This window comes from Sphingomonas sp. UV9 (assembly GCF_004101245.1).
GTDB lineage: Bacteria > Pseudomonadota > Alphaproteobacteria > Sphingomonadales > Sphingomonadaceae > Sphingomonas.
In genome coordinates, this window is record NZ_SCIN01000001.1 from 622,298 (window position 1) to 638,783 (window position 16,486).

Annotated in this window: 15 protein-coding genes and 2 tRNA genes; 10 read left to right on the top strand and 7 right to left on the bottom strand. The window is 66.1% G+C overall.

Annotated features, from left to right (window positions below; genetic code table 11):
- Positions 1–8 precede the first annotated feature (8 nt).
- The 3 genes from EQZ23_RS02545 to gap all read right to left on the bottom strand — a co-directional run bounded on the left by EQZ23_RS02545 (position 9) and on the right by gap (position 2,810).
- Entirely contained in the window at positions 9–1,199 is a 1,191-nt protein-coding gene (locus EQZ23_RS02545; protein WP_128452888.1) for a phosphoglycerate kinase, read from the bottom strand.
- Positions 1,196–1,606, bottom strand: coding sequence for an MOSC domain-containing protein (locus EQZ23_RS02550; protein WP_128453554.1), 411 nt, complete (start codon positions 1,604–1,606; stop codon positions 1,196–1,198). Before EQZ23_RS02550 ends, EQZ23_RS02545 begins: the two co-directional genes overlap by 4 nt.
- A 193-nt stretch (positions 1,607–1,799) precedes the next feature.
- Positions 1,800–2,810 (bottom strand): type I glyceraldehyde-3-phosphate dehydrogenase, encoded by a 1,011-nt coding sequence (gap, locus tag EQZ23_RS02555; protein WP_128452889.1) that lies wholly within the window; start codon positions 2,808–2,810, stop codon positions 1,800–1,802.
- Positions 2,811–2,954: 144 nt separating this feature from the next.
- Here gap and EQZ23_RS02560 point away from each other — a divergent pair, with 144 nt between their 5' ends.
- The 4 genes from EQZ23_RS02560 to EQZ23_RS02575 all read left to right on the top strand — a co-directional run bounded on the left by EQZ23_RS02560 (position 2,955) and on the right by EQZ23_RS02575 (position 4,437).
- Positions 2,955–3,203: a hypothetical protein gene (locus tag EQZ23_RS02560; protein WP_206364187.1), complete on the top strand. Its 249-nt coding sequence runs from the start codon at positions 2,955–2,957 to the stop codon at positions 3,201–3,203.
- Entirely contained in the window at positions 3,203–3,511 is a 309-nt protein-coding gene (locus EQZ23_RS02565) for a cell division protein ZapA (protein ID WP_128452890.1), read from the top strand. The genes EQZ23_RS02560 and EQZ23_RS02565 overlap by 1 nt, the downstream gene beginning before the upstream one ends.
- A 195-nt stretch (positions 3,512–3,706) precedes the next feature.
- Positions 3,707–4,240 carry a 5-formyltetrahydrofolate cyclo-ligase gene (locus tag EQZ23_RS02570; RefSeq protein WP_128452891.1) on the top strand — a complete coding sequence of 178 codons (534 nt, stop codon included), beginning with the start codon at positions 3,707–3,709 and terminating at the stop codon, positions 4,238–4,240.
- Positions 4,237–4,437, top strand: coding sequence for a DUF2842 domain-containing protein (locus tag EQZ23_RS02575; protein WP_128452892.1), 201 nt, complete (start codon positions 4,237–4,239; stop codon positions 4,435–4,437). Before EQZ23_RS02570 ends, EQZ23_RS02575 begins: the two co-directional genes overlap by 4 nt.
- 277 nt (positions 4,438–4,714) lie before the next feature.
- Here the strand turns inward: EQZ23_RS02575 and EQZ23_RS02580 are convergent.
- From EQZ23_RS02580 to EQZ23_RS02595, 4 genes are all read right to left on the bottom strand, one after another.
- A tRNA-Asp gene (locus EQZ23_RS02580) sits at positions 4,715–4,791 on the bottom strand.
- Between the two features lie 99 nt (positions 4,792–4,890).
- Positions 4,891–4,967: transfer RNA gene (locus EQZ23_RS02585), tRNA-Asp, on the bottom strand.
- A gap of 67 nt (positions 4,968–5,034) precedes the next feature.
- Positions 5,035–6,183: an AI-2E family transporter gene (locus EQZ23_RS02590; protein WP_128453556.1), complete on the bottom strand. Its 1,149-nt coding sequence runs from the start codon at positions 6,181–6,183 to the stop codon at positions 5,035–5,037.
- Positions 6,184–6,489: 306 nt separating this feature from the next.
- Positions 6,490–8,241, bottom strand: a complete 1,752-nt coding sequence (locus EQZ23_RS02595) for a class I adenylate-forming enzyme family protein (protein WP_240663148.1) — start codon at positions 8,239–8,241, stop codon at positions 6,490–6,492.
- Between the two features lie 148 nt (positions 8,242–8,389).
- Between EQZ23_RS02595 and EQZ23_RS02600 the strand changes: the two genes are divergently transcribed.
- The 6 genes from EQZ23_RS02600 to EQZ23_RS02625 all read left to right on the top strand — a co-directional run bounded on the left by EQZ23_RS02600 (position 8,390) and on the right by EQZ23_RS02625 (position 16,480).
- Positions 8,390–9,610 (top strand): serine hydrolase domain-containing protein, encoded by a 1,221-nt coding sequence (locus tag EQZ23_RS02600; RefSeq protein ID WP_128452893.1) that lies wholly within the window; start codon positions 8,390–8,392, stop codon positions 9,608–9,610.
- 106 nt (positions 9,611–9,716) lie between these two features.
- A complete protein-coding gene (locus tag EQZ23_RS02605) occupies positions 9,717–11,747 on the top strand; it encodes a 3-hydroxyacyl-CoA dehydrogenase NAD-binding domain-containing protein (protein ID WP_128452894.1) in 2,031 nt (676 codons plus the stop codon).
- Between the two features lie 37 nt (positions 11,748–11,784).
- On the top strand, positions 11,785–13,089 hold the full coding sequence (locus tag EQZ23_RS02610) for an amidase family protein (protein ID WP_128452895.1): 1,305 nt from the start codon (positions 11,785–11,787) through the stop codon (positions 13,087–13,089).
- Between the two features lie 4 nt (positions 13,090–13,093).
- Positions 13,094–14,275, top strand: a complete 1,182-nt coding sequence (locus tag EQZ23_RS02615; RefSeq protein ID WP_128452896.1) for an acyl-CoA dehydrogenase family protein — start codon at positions 13,094–13,096, stop codon at positions 14,273–14,275.
- 116 nt (positions 14,276–14,391) lie between these two features.
- Positions 14,392–15,519, top strand: coding sequence for an acyl-CoA dehydrogenase (locus tag EQZ23_RS02620; protein WP_128452897.1), 1,128 nt, complete (start codon positions 14,392–14,394; stop codon positions 15,517–15,519).
- A gap of 73 nt (positions 15,520–15,592) precedes the next feature.
- Entirely contained in the window at positions 15,593–16,480 is an 888-nt protein-coding gene (locus EQZ23_RS02625; protein ID WP_128452898.1) for an acyl-CoA thioesterase II, read from the top strand.
- Positions 16,481–16,486 lie beyond the last annotated feature (6 nt).

Consider the following 16,486-nt stretch of genomic DNA (forward strand, 5'->3'; position numbering starts at 1 on the left):
CCCACGTCCTAGCGAGTCAGCGCCGCGACGCCGGGAAGGTCCTTGCCTTCCATCCACTCCAGGAACGCGCCGCCCGCGGTCGAGACGAAGGTGAACGCGTCGGCGACCCCCGCATGGTTGAGCGCGGCAACCGTATCGCCGCCACCGGCGACCGACACGAGCGAGCCGCCTTCGGTGAGGGCTGCGGCCGTCTTGGCAAGCGCGACGGTGGCCTTGTCGAACGGCGGCGTCTCGAACGCGCCGAGCGGGCCGTTCCACACGAGCGTACGGCAGTTCTTGAGCACGTCGCCGAGCGACTCGACCGCAGCCGGGCCGACGTCGAGGATCATCTCGTCGGCGGCGACCTCATGCACGTTGACGGTCCGCGTTACGGGGTTCGGCTTGAATTCCTTGGCGACCACCACGTCGTACGGCAGGTGAACGGTGCAGTTGGCCTTGTCCGCGGCTTCCATGATCTGTTCGCAAACGCTCGCAAGCTCATGCTCGCACAGGCTTTTGCCGACATCGACGCCGCGCGCCGCGAGGAAGGTGTTGGCCATGCCGCCGCCGATGATCAGGTGATCGACCTTGGTCACGAGATGCCGCAGCACGTCGAGCTTCGACGACACCTTGGCGCCACCCACGACCGCGGCAACCGGATGCTCGGGCGCGCCCAGTGCCTTCTGGAGCGCATCGAGTTCGGCCTCCATCGCGCGGCCGGCAAACGCTGGGAGGACATGCGCGAGCCCCTCGGTCGACGCATGCGCACGGTGCGCGGCGGAGAATGCGTCGTTGACGTACAGGTCGCCGAGGCGGGCAAAGCGTTGCACCACCGCCGGGTCGTTCTTCTCTTCACCGCTAAAGAACCGCGTGTTCTCCAGCACCGCGATATCACCGGGTTCGAGCATGGCGACCGCATCGTCCGCGCCCTCCCAATCGACATACCGGACTTCACGGCCGAGCACGCCGCTATACGGCTTCACCACCTGCGACAGCGACAAGTCCGGGCTCGGCACGCCCTTGGGGCGACCGAAATGGGCGAGGACGAGAACGATTGCACCCTTGTCAGCGAGTTCGCCGACCGTCGCGACCGTCGCGCGCAGGCGGGTGTCGTCAGTGACGTGACCCTCCGCCATCGGCACGTTCAGGTCTTCGCGGACGAGCACCCGCTTGCCGCGAACGTCGCCCATATCATCCAGCGTCTTGAATGGCTTGCTCATGGTTCTTGGATCCTGATCTCATCACCGACGGCAATGATGCCGCCCATCAAAACTCGGGTACACGCCCCGCCGCGCCAGTCCGGCGTGAGCGCGGCGAACAATCCTGGCGCCAGCGCGTCCATGCGGTCGCACGGATCGGTGTGGCGCGTCACTTCGAGCACCACGTCCGCACCGATGCGGAGTCGCGTGCCGGGTATCTGGGGGAGATCGAAGCCGTCGACCAGCAGGTTCGCGCGGCGGTCTTGCCAGGGGAGATCGGCACCGACCTCCGCCATCGCCGCAGCCCAGTCGCCGCGTTCGAGCAACGTGACCTGCCGCCGCCCCTTGCCGCCGGGCTTCACACGACCGCGGAAATCACCGTCGAGGCCAGCCTCGATGGTGATGCCGATCCGATCGAGGACCTCCATCGGTCCCTTCGCACGCGCATGGCGCGCGATGCCGGCGATCGTGCCAACCAGTTTTACGGCCTTAGCCTGGGCCACCGCCCCCTCCCCGTTCGTGTCGAGCGCAGTCGAGACACCATCTGTCACGGTAGGCGACTTCTCGACTTCGCTCGAAGCGAACGGAAGGGGGGAGTGGGACCGCATTCTCGCTTTAGGCTTAAATGAACTTCGCCATCGCGGTCGCGGTATCGACCATGCGGTTCGAGAAGCCCCATTCGTTATCGTACCAGCTGACGACGCGGACCAGCTTGCCGTCGATCACCGCGGTCTCCAAGCTGTCGATCGTCGACGACGCCGGGGTATGCTGGAGATCGATCGAGACGAGCGGCTCGTCCGACCAGTCAAGCACGCCGACCAGCGGGCCGCTCTCGGACGCAGCCTTGAGCACCGCGTTCACCTCTTCGCGCGTCGTGTCGCGCGACGGGGTGAAGGTCAGGTCGATCAGCGACACGTCCGGCACGGGGACGCGGATTGCCGAACCGTCGAGCTTGCCCTTGAGCTCAGGCAGCACTTCCGAGACGGCACGCGCCGCGCCGGTGGTCGTCGGAATCATCGACATCGCCGCAGCCCGCGCGCGACGCAGGTCCGGATGGATCTGGTCGAGGATCTTCTGGTCGTTGGTATAGGCGTGAATCGTCGTCATCAGTCCGCGCTCGATGCCGATCGCATCGTTCAGCACCTTGGCGACCGGCGCGAGGCAGTTGGTGGTGCACGACGCGTTCGAGACGATCGTGTGCTCGGCGGTCAGCTTGTCGTGGTTGACGCCGTAGACGACGGTCAGATCGACGCCCTTGCCTGGTGCCGAGATCAGCACCTTCTTCGCGCCCGCATCGAGATGCTTCTGGCAGCTCGCCTTGTCGGTGAAGAAGCCGGTGCACTCAAGGACGATGTCGACGCCCAGTTCCTTGTGCGGCAGATTCGCAGGATCGCGCTCGGCAGTGACGCGGATGCGCTTGCCGTCGACGACCAGCTCGTTGCCCTCGGCCGAGACCTCGCCCGGATACTTGCCATGGACGCTGTCGCGCTTGAACAGCCAGGCGTTCGACTTGGCGTCGCCGAGATCGTTGATCGCGACGAGTTCGAGTGCGCCGTTCGACTGTTCGAGTACCGCGCGGGCGACGAGACGGCCGATGCGCCCGAAACCGTTGATCGCAACCTTGACCGTCATTGCCGTATCTCCGCTAACGCCCGCGAGTCCGTTCCGGGCGCGCTGCCTTTGCGGGGCGGTGGGGCGCCCTGTCAACACCGTGGATCGCGGATCGCGGCGGCGAAACCGGCTTGTCGCACACCCCGGCCATGCTATCTCGACTGCATGCCAGATACTCCAGACACGATATCCGATACGACGTCCGCTACGACATCTCACAGCACCGCCGACGGGACGGCGGATACGGCGGCGGTCGACCGCATCGACGCCGCGATCGCGCGCATCGAAGCCGCGATCACGGCCCGCGCCCGTAGTGGCGACGCCCTTGCCAAACGCCACGCCGCGCTGAAAGCACGCATGGCCGAAGCCGTCGCAGCGCTGGACGATGTCATCACCCGCGGGAGCCCCAACTAATGGCACAGGTCATGCTCGATATTGGCGGCCGGCCGCATGCCGTCGCCTGCCGTGACGGCGAAGAGTCGCGTGTCCGCCTACTCGGAGCGATGCTGGCCGAGCGCTGGCCGATCGCGGACCGTGCCGCAGGCGGCCTTAGTGCCGAGCGGGCGATGCTGTTCGTGGCGCTGATGCTCGCCGACGACCTCGACGAAGCCGCGCACCGACCACCCGAAGGCTCGGCCGTCAGCGAAATCGCGCTGACCCGGATCGCAGATCGTCTTGAAGGGCTCGCGGAAGCCCTTGAGCTAAGCCCCCCGAGCGCCTAGATTGATGGCGGCGGGTTCTGCCCGGTACGAGCCTTTATTATCCCTGAGGCTATTCATCATCCATAGGGGGCTGTCCCTGTTAGGATCCTGGTCCGAAGCATATGGTCCCCACCTGACGTACCGTGCGTCAGTGGATAACCCGGCACACGGCCATGGTGGGCCCGCCACACCACCATATTGCGAGGTCGCCCGCTCATGACCGACAAGAGCGCGCTGAGAGCCTCGCTGCGTGCCGCCCGCGAAGCGCACCCGCCCGCCACCATCCCGGTCCCGTCTGCGTTTCTGGCGCGGCTTACGTCCGGATTGACGGTCGCCTCCTATGTGCCGTTCGGAGGCGAGGCGGACCCCTCGCCTTTCGCGCGCGCCGCCGTCGATGCGGGTTGCGTGATCGCCCTGCCCCACGTCGTCCGCCGGTCGCTGCCGATGCGGTTCCTGTCATGGGAAACCGAGGCGGCGCTGATCGCCGGACCGTTTGGGCTTCACCAACCCGCCGAGGACGCGGCCGAACTCGAGCCGGACATCATCCTGACGCCGCTCGTCGGCTTCGATCGGCGCGGCAACCGAATCGGCCAAGGGGCCGGCTATTACGACCGCGCGTTCCTTGCGCACCCGAACGCCTGGCGCGTCGGCATTGCACTATCGGTACAGCAGGTGGATGATCTGGCCCCGGATCCGTGGGACGTCCCGCTCCACGCCATCGCCACCGAACTCGAATGGATCGCCTTATGACGCCAACCTGGCGCAAACCCGTCGGGATGCTCGGCATCCTGTTCCTGATCCTGGTGTGGTGCGTGGCCATCGTGAGTTTGTCGAACATCGTCGGCAACTGGCACTGGTTGGCGCAGCTGGTGTTCTACCTGTTCACAGGCCTGATCTGGATCGCGCCGTTGAAGCCGGTGCTGCGGTGGATGGAGATAGGGCGGTAAAGGGCCCTCCACCCTCTTAATTCCAAGCCTACCCGCCACCACTGCCGTTCGTCCTGAGCAGCCGTCGAGAAGTCGCCGCAGGCGGCGTATCGAGACGGCGTATCGAAGGACAGGTGCGCGCGCGCGGAACCCATGCTTCGATACGAGCCCTCGATACGCTCCTTACGGAGCTACTCGGTCTCTACTCAGTACGAACGGAAGGGGAAGCATGCAGTCAGCGAAACCTGGCGCATATGACTTACATAAATTTTCTGAAGGGTCTCGGCCACCCATAGGGTGGCGCGAGTGACGGGACTCGAACCCGCGACCTCCGGCGTGACAGGCCGGCGCTCTAACCAACTGAGCTACACCCGCATTCCCAATGACGAACCCTAGCGCCCCAAAGGACACAGCGGAAGGCTCGTCAAAACCTTTAACCCTGCCTCGAACCATCTACCCGATCAGGGCAAACGATGGCGCGAGTGACGGGACTCGAACCCGCGACCTCCGGCGTGACAGGCCGGCGCTCTAACCAACTGAGCTACACCCGCTGAAACAGCGTGGAGGCGGCAACTAGGCGAGGGTTCGAATACCGTCAACCCCCATTCAGCCACAGTTTCAGCCCCCCGTTTCGCGCTGTTGCTCGGGCGGGTCGCCGCGCCGGCGATTTCGGCCGGCTTTCGGCTGCACCAGCGTCCCGTGCTCGAACAGGAACCCGGCGATATCGGGCTTACCAGCCGCCCCCAGCACCGTCTGGATGATGATCAGCAGCGGCACCGCCAGCAACGCGCCCGACGTGCCCCACACCCATCCCCAGAAGCTCAGCGAGATCAGGATCAGCAAGGGGCTGATCGTCAGGCGGTGCCCGACCACGAACGGCGTGATCGCGTTCGCCTCGACCAGATGCAGCCCGTACATCAGCGCCGGCGGCAGCATCGCCATCCAGATGTCGGAGAACGTCATCAACCCGCCCAGCGCGAGCAGGAACGCACCGATCACCGGCCCGAAATACGGGATGTAATTGAGCAGCGCGACGATCCCGCCCCACATCGCCGGATAGGGCATACCGATAAACCACAGCGCCACGCCGGTAACGATCCCCAGCACGATGTTGATCAGCGTGATCGTGCCGAGATATGCCGACACGTCGTCGACGATGTCCTGGATCACCCGCGCCGTCGCCATCGCCCCGTCGAAGCTGGTCCGCCCGGTGATCGTCTGGCGCCGCATCCGCGTCCAGCCCGACAGGAAGAAGAACACGATCAGCACGCCGAAGAGGAACTGGACGATCACCGCCGGTGCCGACGTCGCGGCGAGTTCGAGGATAGAACCCGGCGCGGCGACCCCTGCGGTTGCCGGCTGCTTGATCGGCGTCGACGCGACCTGACGCAGCGTCTTGTTCACGTATTTCTCGAGGCTCGAATACAAATCGAGCAACGGCGCGAGATTGTTCTGGATCCGGTCCAGCCTGGTCGGCAACAACCGGAAGAAATCGGTCGCCGGCACGAGGATCGCGGCGATCGCGATGTTCGCGGCGATCAGGAAAACGAGGATGCACAGGATCGCAGCGAGCGGCGACGGCACGTGGCGCCGCTCCAGCCATTCGAGCACCGGCACGAGCGCAACCGAAATCACGAGCGCGATGGTGAGCGGGAGGAAGAACTCGGCGCCGGATTTCAGCGCGAACGGGATCGCGAGGATCAGGCCGACACCGGCCGTCAGCGTCAACGCCGCCAGCAGCCGGTCGCGGCGCTGCGCGATCCGCATCGCATCCTCGACCCCCACGGCGATCGGCAGCCCGAATGCGCTTTCGGCCGGCGGACCTTCCGCAATGGCCCCGTCCCCGCCTTCCGGCTGGTTCGATTCCTGGCGAAGTCCCTCGTCCGTCATGGCAATTCCTTTGCCACCCCCATCCCGTAATCGCGCGCCGCTTACAAGCGGTGCGCTGCGCGAGCGTGATGGAATTCGCCGAAACGAACGCGGCATGTCTCGATCATGTCGTGATCCGGAGACCCGCGCTCTGCGTCATCCTGACGAAAATCAGGATGACGCAGAAGAAATTATTGCCCATTTCTAAGCCACCACCCCCACCCGGTCCGCGAACAGCACCTGCAGGTCCTTTTTCAGGATCTTCCCGTTCGCGTTCCTCGGCAACGTCTCGTGCACGAAGCGAACCGCGACTGGCGTCTTGAATGCCGCCAGATGCTGCCGCACCCAACCCTGCAGCTCCGCCTCGGTTGTCACGGCCCCCGGCGCGAGATGCACGACGGCCGCCGGTTCTTCGCCGAGAATTCGGTGCGGGATGCCGATCAGCGCCGCGTCGGTCACGGCGGGGTGCGCGTAGAGGACGTTCTCCACCTCGCTCGAATAGATGTTCTCGCCGCCGCGGATGATCATGTCCTTGGCGCGGTCGACGATGTAGCAGAACCCCTCCTCGTCGAGCCGCGCGAGGTCGCCCGTGCGCACCCAGCCGTCGATGAACGTCGCCGCACTCGCCTCGGGCTTGTTCCAGTATCCCTTCACGATCATCGGCCCGCGCGCCCATAATTCGCCGACCTCGCCCGTCGGCAATTCGGTCACGCCGTCGTCCGCGACGATCTTCAGATCGGCCGACGCCACCGGTGGCCCGGCGCTCGTAGGCCGGTTGAGATAGTCCTCGCCGCCATGATGCGTGACGGTCGCCATCGTCTCGGTCATGCCCCAGCCATTGCCCGGCATCGCGCCGAACTCGGCATGGATGCGCTTCACCAGCTCAGGCGCCGCGGGAGCGCCACCGTACGCGATCGATTCGAGCGACGAGAGGTCATACTTGTCGCGATCGGGATGCTCCAGCAGCTGCCACGCGATCGTCGGCACACCGCCCGTCACGTTCACCTTCTCGCGCTCGATAATCTCCATCGCGCGGATCGTGTCCCATTTGCGCATGAAGATCATCGTGCTGCCGGTCGCGATCACGCCCATCATCCCCGCCGAGCAGGCGGTGACGTGAAACAGCGGGATCACGGTCAACGTCACGCGCGGCGTCGGCTCGGGCGGTGCCTCACCGCGTCGCATGAACGAGCGCGCCGACGAATAGCCGCCCGACAGGATGTTCGACATCATGTTGCGGTGCGTCCCCAGCGCCCCCTTCGGCGCGCCGGTGGTCCCGCTGGTGTAGAAGATCGTTGCGTCGTCGTCGGGCGCGATCGTCGCTTCGGGCAGGCCGATATCAGGCAACGCGGCCCAGTCGTGCGGCGGCCCGATCACGTCCTCCAACCGCGTGACGATCCCGGTCAGCGGCTCGGCGGCGCGCACGACGAACACATGCTCCAGCGCCGGCAGCGTCTCGTACGCCGCTTCCAGCCGGTGATGCCGCTCGTCATCCGTGATCAGCACGCGTGCGCCTGAATCGGCGAGGCCGTATTCCATCTCAGCGCCGGTCCACCACGCGTTGAGTGGCACCATGATCGCGCCGATGCTCGCCCCCGCAAAGAATGCGACCGGCCATTCGGGCAGGTTGCGCATCGCCAGCGCAACGCGGTCGCCGGAGCCGATCCCCATCTCGCGCAACCGGTGCGCCAGCACCGCGATCGCGCGGAAATTCGCCTCATAAGTGACGCGCTCGTCCTCATACGCCGTGAACACCCGCTCGCCATGCGCGCGCGCGGCCTCGGCCAGCCACCGCAGCGACGGCGGCGCGTTCTTCCATATGCGCGTCTCGATGCCGTCGATCGTCAGCGTCTCCATCTCGAATTTCGCACCGGGCGCGGTCAGCAATCGTTCCGCATCGGCGAGCGACGTCGCCGGCCAGGAGGGATCGAGTGCGATGATCGGTTCGCTTGCCAAGGCCGGTTGACTCCAGAGTTGAATTTCGGGTTTGGCTTATCGCCTGTTCGAAGACAGGTTATAGTTGATTCCTGCCGCACTCAAGGCAATAGAGGCGACAAGTTCGAACTAGGGGTATGGAGAAGGTCATGGCGGGAACGGTCGAATCATGAAAATCGCCAAGCCCGCCGCGCATGGCTTCGATGCGAGCCGGTTGGCGGCGATCGATACCCTGCTCCAGACCCGCTACGTCGATTCGGGCAAGCTCCCCAACGCGCAGTTGCTGATCGCGCGCGACGGCGAGATCGTCCATTTCTCGCACGCCGGCGCCGCGCGCGAAGGCGGCAAGGCGGTCGATGAAAAGTCGTTGTTCCGGATCGCGTCGATGACCAAGCCGATCACCTCGGTCGCGTTCATGATGCTGGTCGAGCAGGGCCTCGTCGCGGTCGACACCCCGGTCCATCATGTCCTGCCCGAGTTCAAGGACATCGCGGTCTATAATGGCGGTGGTGGCGGCGTGCCGTTCGTCACCAAGCCGACCGCCGAGCCGATGCGGATGGTTGACCTGCTTCGCCACACATCGGGGCTTACCTACAGCTTCCAGAACCGCTCGAACGTCGACGCGGCCTACCGCGACGGCAAGATCGAGAGTTGGCACGGCGGCCATGATCTCGACGGCTTCGTCGCCGCGCTAGCGAAGATCCCGCTGGAATTCTCGCCCGGCACCGCGTGGAACTACTCGGTCGCGACCGACGTGCTCGGCGCGGTCGTCCAACGCGTGTCCGGGCTCCCGCTCGACCAGTTCTTCAAGGAGCGCATCTTCGTGCCGTTGAAGATGGACGACACCTTTTTCCAGGTCCCCGCCGACAAGCTCGACCGCCTGACCGATTGCTACACGCTCGTCGCCGGAAAAGGCCGCGTGATGTACGATCGCGGCGCGGACAGCGCGTGGAGCCGCATGCCGAAGCTCGTCTCGGGCGGTGGCGGACTCGTGTCGACCGCGCTCGATTATCACCGGTTCAACACCATGCTGCTGAACGGCGGCGAACTGGACGGCGCGCGCATCCTTGGGCGCAAGACGCTCGACCTGATGACGCAGAATCACCTGCCCGGAAAATCCGATCTCGCGACGATGTCGAAATCGCTGTTCAGCGAGGCGTCGAACGCGGGCACGGGCTTCGGGCTCGGGTTCGCGATCACCGACGACGTCGCCAAGACGATGGTGCCGGGATCGAAAGGCGAGTTCTACTGGGGCGGGATGTTCTCGACGGCGTTCTTCGTCGATCCCGTCGAGCGAATCTCGATGGTGTTCATGACGCAGCTTTCGCCGAGCAGTTTCTATCCCATCCGCCGCGAGCTGAAGACGATGATCTACGCCGCGATGACCTGATCCACCGCCGTCCAAATATTCCGTCACCCCAGCGAACGCTGGGGTCTCCCCGTTACGAGGAGATGCCAGCGTCCACTGGCATGACGTTCAAACCGCAGGAGATTGTATGACCTCACCGATCCGCACCGAACGCCATGACGACATCCTCGTCATCATCTCGAACAATCCGCCCGTCAACGCGCTCGGCGCCGCCGTCCGCCAGGGCCTCGAAGCCGCGATCAAGGACGGCATCGCCGACGACAGCATCGCCGCGATGGTGATCCGCTGCGATGGCCGCACGTTCTTCGCGGGCGCTGACATCACCGAATTCGGCAAGGAAATGGTCGAGCCCGGCCTGCCCACCGTCGTCGACATGATCGAGGCCTCCTCGAAGCCGGTCGTCGCCGCGATCCACGGCACCGCGCTCGGCGGCGGATGCGAAGTCACGCTCGGCTGCCACTACCGCGTCGCCGTCCCGTCCGCGAAGATCGGCACCCCCGAAGTGAAGCTCGGCCTGCTCCCCGGTGCTGGCGGTACGCAGCGGATTCCCCGCATCGCCGGCGTGAAGCTCGCGCTGGAAATGACCGCCAAGGGCGATCCGATCTCGGCAAAGAAAGCGCTCGATGCCGGCCTGATCGACAAGATCGTCGGCGAGGACAGCCTCGAGGCAGATGCCGTCGCCTTCGCCCGCGAGATCGCGACCAAGCGCCCCCTGCCCCGCGCGTCCGAGAAGACAGCACAGGCCGACCCCGATGCGGTCGCGGCGTTCAACAAGGAAAACGCGCGTCGTTTCCGTGGCTTCGAGGCGCCTCTTGCCAACATTGCTTGCATCGAAAAGGCCGCGGACGGCTCCAGCTTCGCAGACGGCATCGCGTTCGAGCGCCAGCAATTCATGAAGCTCATGATGGGCAACCAGTCCGCCGCGCAACGCCACATCTTCTTCGCCGAACGCCAGGCCGCCAAGATTGACGACGTCCCCGCAGACACCAAGCTGCGCGAAATCAAGCGTGTCGGCGTGATCGGCGCAGGCACGATGGGCGGCGGCATCTCGATGAACTTCCTGTCGGCCGGCATCCCCGTCACGATCGTCGAGATGCAGCAGGACGCGCTCGACCGCGGCACTGGCGTCGTCCGCAAGAATTACGAGGCGACCGCCGCCAAGGGCCGGATCAAGCCCGAGCAAGTCGAACAGGCGATGGGCGCCCTGAAGCCGACGCTCGACTTCGCCGATCTCGCCGAATGCGACCTCATCATCGAGGCGGTGTACGAGACGATGGAGGTGAAGAAGGAGATTTTCACCAAGCTCGACGCGATCGCCAAGCCCGGCGCGATCCTCGCGTCGAACACCTCCTATCTCGACATCGACGCGATCGCGGCGTGCACGAAGCGGCCGCAGGACGTCGTCGGGATGCACTTCTTCTCGCCCGCCAACGTGATGAAATTGCTGGAGGTGGTCCGCGGCGACAAGACCGCGGACGACGTGCTGGCGACCGTCATGGCGCTCGCCAAGAAGATCAAGAAGGTCGCGGTCGTGGCCGGCGTTACCTATGGCTTCATCGGCAACCGCATGCTGATGCCGCGCCAGGTCGAGGCGACCAAGCTACTGCTGGAAGGCGCGAGCCCCGAGCAGATCGACAAGGTCCATGTCGCGTTCGGCATGCCGATGGGGCCGTTCCAGATGAGCGACCTCGCCGGCGTCGACATCGGCTGGCACCGCGACCCGAGCCGGATCGAGAATATCCGTGACGCGCTCGCCGCGGAAAACCGCTGGGGTCAGAAGACCAAGGCCGGCTTCTACGATTACGACGAGAAGCGCACCCCCTCGAACAGCCCGCGCGTCACGCAGATCATCGACGATTTCCGCGCCAAGTCGGGCGTGACGCCGCGCGAGATCAGCGACGAGGAGATCGTCGTCCGCACGCTCTACACGATGGTCAACGAAGGCGCGCTGATCCTCGAAGAGGGCAAGGCTCAGCGCGCGTCCGACGTCGATGTGGTCTGGATCTACGGCTATGGCTGGCCCGTCTACCGCGGCGGCCCGATGTTCTGGGCGCAGTCGGAAGGCCTGGCGAAGGTCGTCGCGGGGCTGGAGAAATACGGCTTCCCCGTCGCCAAGTCGCTGAAGGACGCAGCCGCATCGGGTGGCCGACTGAAGTGACCGCACGCCGCGCCACCTCCCAGGCGATCGCACGCTGATGGAGCGGTCCGCGCTTCAGACCGCGGCGGCGATCCGTGCGGGCGAGACGACCGCGCTCGCCGAATGCGACGCGGCGATCGCGCGGATCGAGGCGCGCGACGGTGCGATCAACGCCGTCGTCGTCCGCGATTTCGCGCGGGCGAGGGAGGCGGCGCGCGCGCTGGATGCGGAAGGTCCGGGTAACCGGCCGCTGTTCGGCGTGCCGATGACGGTCAAGGAATCGTTCGACGTCGCCGGCCTGCCGACCAGCTGGGGCGTCGGCGTCCACCGCGCGAACATCGTCGACCGCGATGCGGTGGCCGTGACCCGACTAAAGGCGGCGGGGGCGGTCATCCTCGGCAAGACCAACGTGCCCGTGCGGCTGAGCGACTGGCAGGCGGACAACCCGATCCACGGCCGCACCAACCATCCGCTCGACCCGACCCTCACCCCCGGCGGATCGTCGGGCGGTGCCGCCGCAGCGCTCGCGTCCGGCATGGTGCCGCTCGAACTCGGCTCGGACATCGGCGGCTCGATCCGCGTGCCCGCGGCGTTCTGCGGCGTCTGGGGCCACAAGCCGACCTATGCCGCGCTGTCCGACATCGGCCACCGTGTCCCCGGCACCGATGGGGCGAGCGCCGTCCTCGGCGTGATCGGACCGCTTGCGCGCAACCCGGAGGATCTAGCCGCAGCGCTCGATATCCTCGCCGACACCGCCTTGCCGCGCGCGACCCTCGATCTCGAGCGGCCGCGCATCCTGCTGCTCACCGCGCATCCCTCGGCGCGCGTCGATTCGTCGATCGTCGGTGCGATCGAGCGCGTCGGCGAATCACTCACTGCCGCCGGTGCCGCCGTTTCCCGCAAGCCCCCGCCGATCGACCTCGCCGCGCAACACACCGATTACATGCGGATGCTGGGCATCGCGATGACCCGCGGCGGGCCATCGCGCGACGGCAAGGTCGCGACGCTGTCGCACTGGTTCGACCTGCTCGATTCGCAGGCGCGGATGCAGCGGGCATGGAACACGCTGTTCGAAGAGTTCGACGCGGTGATCGCGCCCGCCAGCGGCGTGAACGCCTTCCCGCACATTGCCGAGCGCAATGTCGCGCGACGCACGTTGTCGATCGACGGCGACGACACCCCGTTCGGCGTCCAGTTCGCTTGGGCGGGTCTCGCCACCTTCCCCAATCTGCCCGCGACCAGCGTGCCCGTCGGAACCGACCCGCGCGGCCTGCCGATCGGCGTGCAGGTCATCACCAACCGTTACCGCGACCACGACGCGATCGCCGTCGCCGCGCTCGCCCACCGATTAAGCAGGAGCTGATCCGATGTCCGACCTCGACACTTTCCGGTCCGAAACCCGCGCCTGGCTCGCGGAAAACTGCCCGCCCGAGATGCGCAAGCCGGTGCGCTCGGAGGACGATGTCTGCTGGGGCGGGCGCCAGTTCAAGCCATCGTCTCCGGCGCAAAAGGACTGGCTCGACACGATGGCCGCCAAGGGCTGGACCGTCCCCGACTGGCCTAAGGCCTATGGCGGCGGCGGGCTGTCGCCGGCCGAAACCAAGATCCTGCGCGAAGAAATGACGGCAATAAAGGCGCGCAACCCGCTCAACTCGTTCGGGATCTCGATGCTCGGACCGGCGCTGCTGAAATACGGTACCGAGGAGCAGAAGCTCGATCACCTGACCAAGATCGCGCGCGGCGAGATCCGCTGGTGCCAGGGCTATTCCGAGCCGAATGCGGGCTCCGACCTTGCGGGACTCGCCACCTCGGCAGAGGACAAGGGCGACCATTATCTCGTCAACGGGCAGAAGGTGTGGACGTCCTACGCCGACAAGGCCGACTGGATCTTCTGTCTCGTCCGTACCGACAAGACGAGCAAGCAGGGCGGGATCAGCTTCGTGCTGTTCGACATGGCCTCGCCCGGCGTGTCGACCAAGCCGATCCTGCTGATCAGCGGCAATTCGCCGTTCTGCGAGACGTTCTTCGACAATGTCGCGGTGCCCAAGATCAACCGCGTGTACGAGGAGAACAAGGGCTGGGACGTCGCGAAATATCTGCTCGGGCATGAGCGTGAGATGATCTCCGGCATGGGGCTGGCGTCGAGCGGCGGCAATCCGTTGATCGACGGCGCGATCGCCACCGTCGGGCTCGGGCATGACGGCCGGCTCGCGGATCCGTTGCTGCGCGCGTCGATCGCGGTGTTCGAGGTGCGCGCGAAGGCGTTCGGGGCGATGTCCGAGCGGTTCATCGACGAGCTCAAGGCCGGCAGGGCGCACCCCGCGCAGCCGAGCATGATGAAATATTACGGCACCGAGCTGAACAAGTCGCGGTACGAACTGATGATGGCGGCGGGCGGTTCGGACGCGCTCGAATGGGACAGCGAGCGCTCGCGCGGCGGTGCGATCCCACGATCGTGGCTGCGCACCAAGGCGAACTCGATCGAGGGCGGGACGAGCGAGATCCAGCTCAACATCATCGCCAAGCGCATCCTCGAACTGCCGGCCTGACCACACACGCTCCGTCACCCCGGGCTCGTTCCGGGGTCCACTCATCCACCAGCGCGTCGGAAACGAGGCGCGGTGGACCCCGGAACAAGTCCGGGGTGACGAACAGGATTTGATCGATGCCACTCTACCTAGACGACGACCAGACCGTCCTGCAGGACACGATCCGCGATTTCGTCGCCGAACACGCGCCCGTCAGCCACATGCGGTCCTTGCGCGACGCCGACGACGCAACCGGTTTCTCGCGCGACCTGTGGAAGCAGTTCGCGGAAATGGGCTTCACCGGCGTCCTGATCGGCGAAGACCAGGGCGGGCTCGGGCTCGGCCATGTCGAAGCGGGCGTGGTGCTCGAGGAAATCGGCCGCAACCTGTCCCCCTCCCCGTTCCTCTCCACCGCGGTCGCCGCCGTCGAGGCGCTGAAGGGTACAGGCCTGGCCGAACGCTGGTTCCCCGGCATCATCGCCGGCGACACCGTGGCGGCACTCGCGATCGACGAAGCCGCCAAGCACCGCGACACCGTGGCGATGAAGGCCGAACGCTCGGGCAACGGCTTCAAGCTGACCGGCGCCAAGCGCTTCGTCACGCACGGCCACACCGCCGACCTGATCATCGTCACCGCCCGCACCGCCGGATCTGACGACGACAAGGACGGCATCACGCTGTTCGCAGTGCCGAAGGACGTCGCCGGGCTGACCGCGACCGCCGAACGCCTCGCCGACGCGAGCCTCGCCGCCCGCCTCGAGTTCGACGGCGTCGAGGTCGATGCGGATGCGGTGATCGGCGAAGTCGACGCGGGCCGCACCCCGCTCGACCGCCTCCTGCGCGCAGGCCGGACCGGCGCGGCGGCGGAACTGCTCGGCGTCGGCGGCGGCGCGATGGATATGACGGTCGGCTATATGAAGCAGCGCAAGCAGTTCGGCACGCTGATCGGCAGCTTCCAGGCACTCCAGCACCGCGCCGCGCATCTGTATTCGGAAATGGAAGTCGCCCGCGCTGCGGTCCTCAAGGCGCAACAGCTGCTCGACCAGAACAGCGACCGCGCCGACGAAGCCGTCTCGGTGGCCAAGGCGATGACTGCGCTGGCGACGACGCTCAGCGTCCAGGAGGGCATACAGATGCACGGCGGCATCGGCATGACCGACGAATACGACATCGGTTTCTACATGAAGCGCGCGCGCGTGCTCGCCGAGATGTTCGGCGATGCGAATTTCCACGCGGATCGGCTGGCCATCGCCGCAGGGTATTGACCGTGGGGTGTACCCCCGCGAAGGCGGGGGCCCAGTCTGGGCGTCCGCCTTCGCGGGTGAACATGGAGGTCCGATGCCTGCTGAAAATGCCGAAGTAACGCCCGAAGCGCTCGCCCAAGGTCTCGTCGACCTCCTCGAAATCGAGGAAGTCGACACCGATCTCTATGTCGGCAAGCGCCAGCCCGGCGGCGTCGGTCGCGTGTTCGGTGGCCAGGTCATCGCGCAAGCCCTGCAAGCCGCGCAGCGTTCGACCGAAGCCCCCAAGGCCGCGCACTCGCTCCACGCCTATTTCATGCGCCCCGGCAACGAGGACTATCCGATCGTCTACCGCGTCGTCCGCGATTTCGAGGGCCGCAGCTTTGCCACCCGCCGCGTGATCGCGATGCAGAAGGGCCAGCCGATCCTCAACATGGCGGCCTCGTTCCAGATGCCGGAAGAGGGCCTGCACCACCAGCACGCGATGCCCGACGTGCCCGCGCCCGAAACCCTGCGTTCCGACCGCGACCTGCGGCTCGAGAATATCGACGGCATCCCCGAGAAATTCCGCGCGCATATGCTGCGGTGGCGGCCGATCGAGGTGCGTCCGGTCAACCCGCGCAGCTGGATCGATCCCGTCCCGCAGGAGCCGCACTACGCCAATTGGTTCCGCCTGGTCGCGCCGATCGGCGACGATCCGGCGATGCACCGCGCGGTTCTTGCCTACGCGTCGGACATGGCACTGCTCGGCACCGCGCTGCTGCCGCACGGCAAGAACTGGATCACGCCGGGGCTACAGACCGCCAGCCTCGACCATTCGCTCTGGCTGCACGAGGATTTCCGCGCCGACGACTGGCTGCTCTACGCGTGCGACAGCCCGTGGTCGGGCCACGCCCGCGGCTTCAACCGCGGCAAGATCTTCGCGCGAGACGGTCGCCTCGTCGCCAGCGTGGCGCAGGAAGGGCTGATCCGGATGCGCCAGTAACCCGCG

What these genes read in the sequence shown, in the direction of transcription:
- EQZ23_RS02545 (WP_128452888.1), bottom strand. Translation starts at nt 1,199, where the DNA reads ATGAGCAAGCCATTCAAGACGCTGGATGATATGGGCGACGTTCGCGGC.
- EQZ23_RS02550 (WP_128453554.1), bottom strand. Translation starts at nt 1,606, where the DNA reads ATGGAGGTCCTCGATCGGATCGGCATCACCATCGAGGCTGGCCTCGAC.
- gap (WP_128452889.1), bottom strand. Translation starts at nt 2,810, where the DNA reads ATGACGGTCAAGGTTGCGATCAACGGTTTCGGGCGCATCGGCCGTCTC.
- EQZ23_RS02560 (WP_206364187.1), top strand. Translation starts at nt 2,955, where the DNA reads ATGCCAGATACTCCAGACACGATATCCGATACGACGTCCGCTACGACA.
- EQZ23_RS02565 (WP_128452890.1), top strand. Translation starts at nt 3,203, where the DNA reads ATGGCACAGGTCATGCTCGATATTGGCGGCCGGCCGCATGCCGTCGCC.
- EQZ23_RS02570 (WP_128452891.1), top strand. Translation starts at nt 3,707, where the DNA reads ATGACCGACAAGAGCGCGCTGAGAGCCTCGCTGCGTGCCGCCCGCGAA.
- EQZ23_RS02575 (WP_128452892.1), top strand. Translation starts at nt 4,237, where the DNA reads ATGACGCCAACCTGGCGCAAACCCGTCGGGATGCTCGGCATCCTGTTC.
- EQZ23_RS02590 (WP_128453556.1), bottom strand. Translation starts at nt 6,183, where the DNA reads ATGCGGATCGCGCAGCGCCGCGACCGGCTGCTGGCGGCGTTGACGCTG.
- EQZ23_RS02600 (WP_128452893.1), top strand. Translation starts at nt 8,390, where the DNA reads ATGAAAATCGCCAAGCCCGCCGCGCATGGCTTCGATGCGAGCCGGTTG.
- EQZ23_RS02605 (WP_128452894.1), top strand. Translation starts at nt 9,717, where the DNA reads ATGACCTCACCGATCCGCACCGAACGCCATGACGACATCCTCGTCATC.
- EQZ23_RS02610 (WP_128452895.1), top strand. Translation starts at nt 11,785, where the DNA reads ATGGAGCGGTCCGCGCTTCAGACCGCGGCGGCGATCCGTGCGGGCGAG.
- EQZ23_RS02615 (WP_128452896.1), top strand. Translation starts at nt 13,094, where the DNA reads ATGTCCGACCTCGACACTTTCCGGTCCGAAACCCGCGCCTGGCTCGCG.
- EQZ23_RS02620 (WP_128452897.1), top strand. Translation starts at nt 14,392, where the DNA reads ATGCCACTCTACCTAGACGACGACCAGACCGTCCTGCAGGACACGATC.
- EQZ23_RS02625 (WP_128452898.1), top strand. Translation starts at nt 15,593, where the DNA reads ATGCCTGCTGAAAATGCCGAAGTAACGCCCGAAGCGCTCGCCCAAGGT.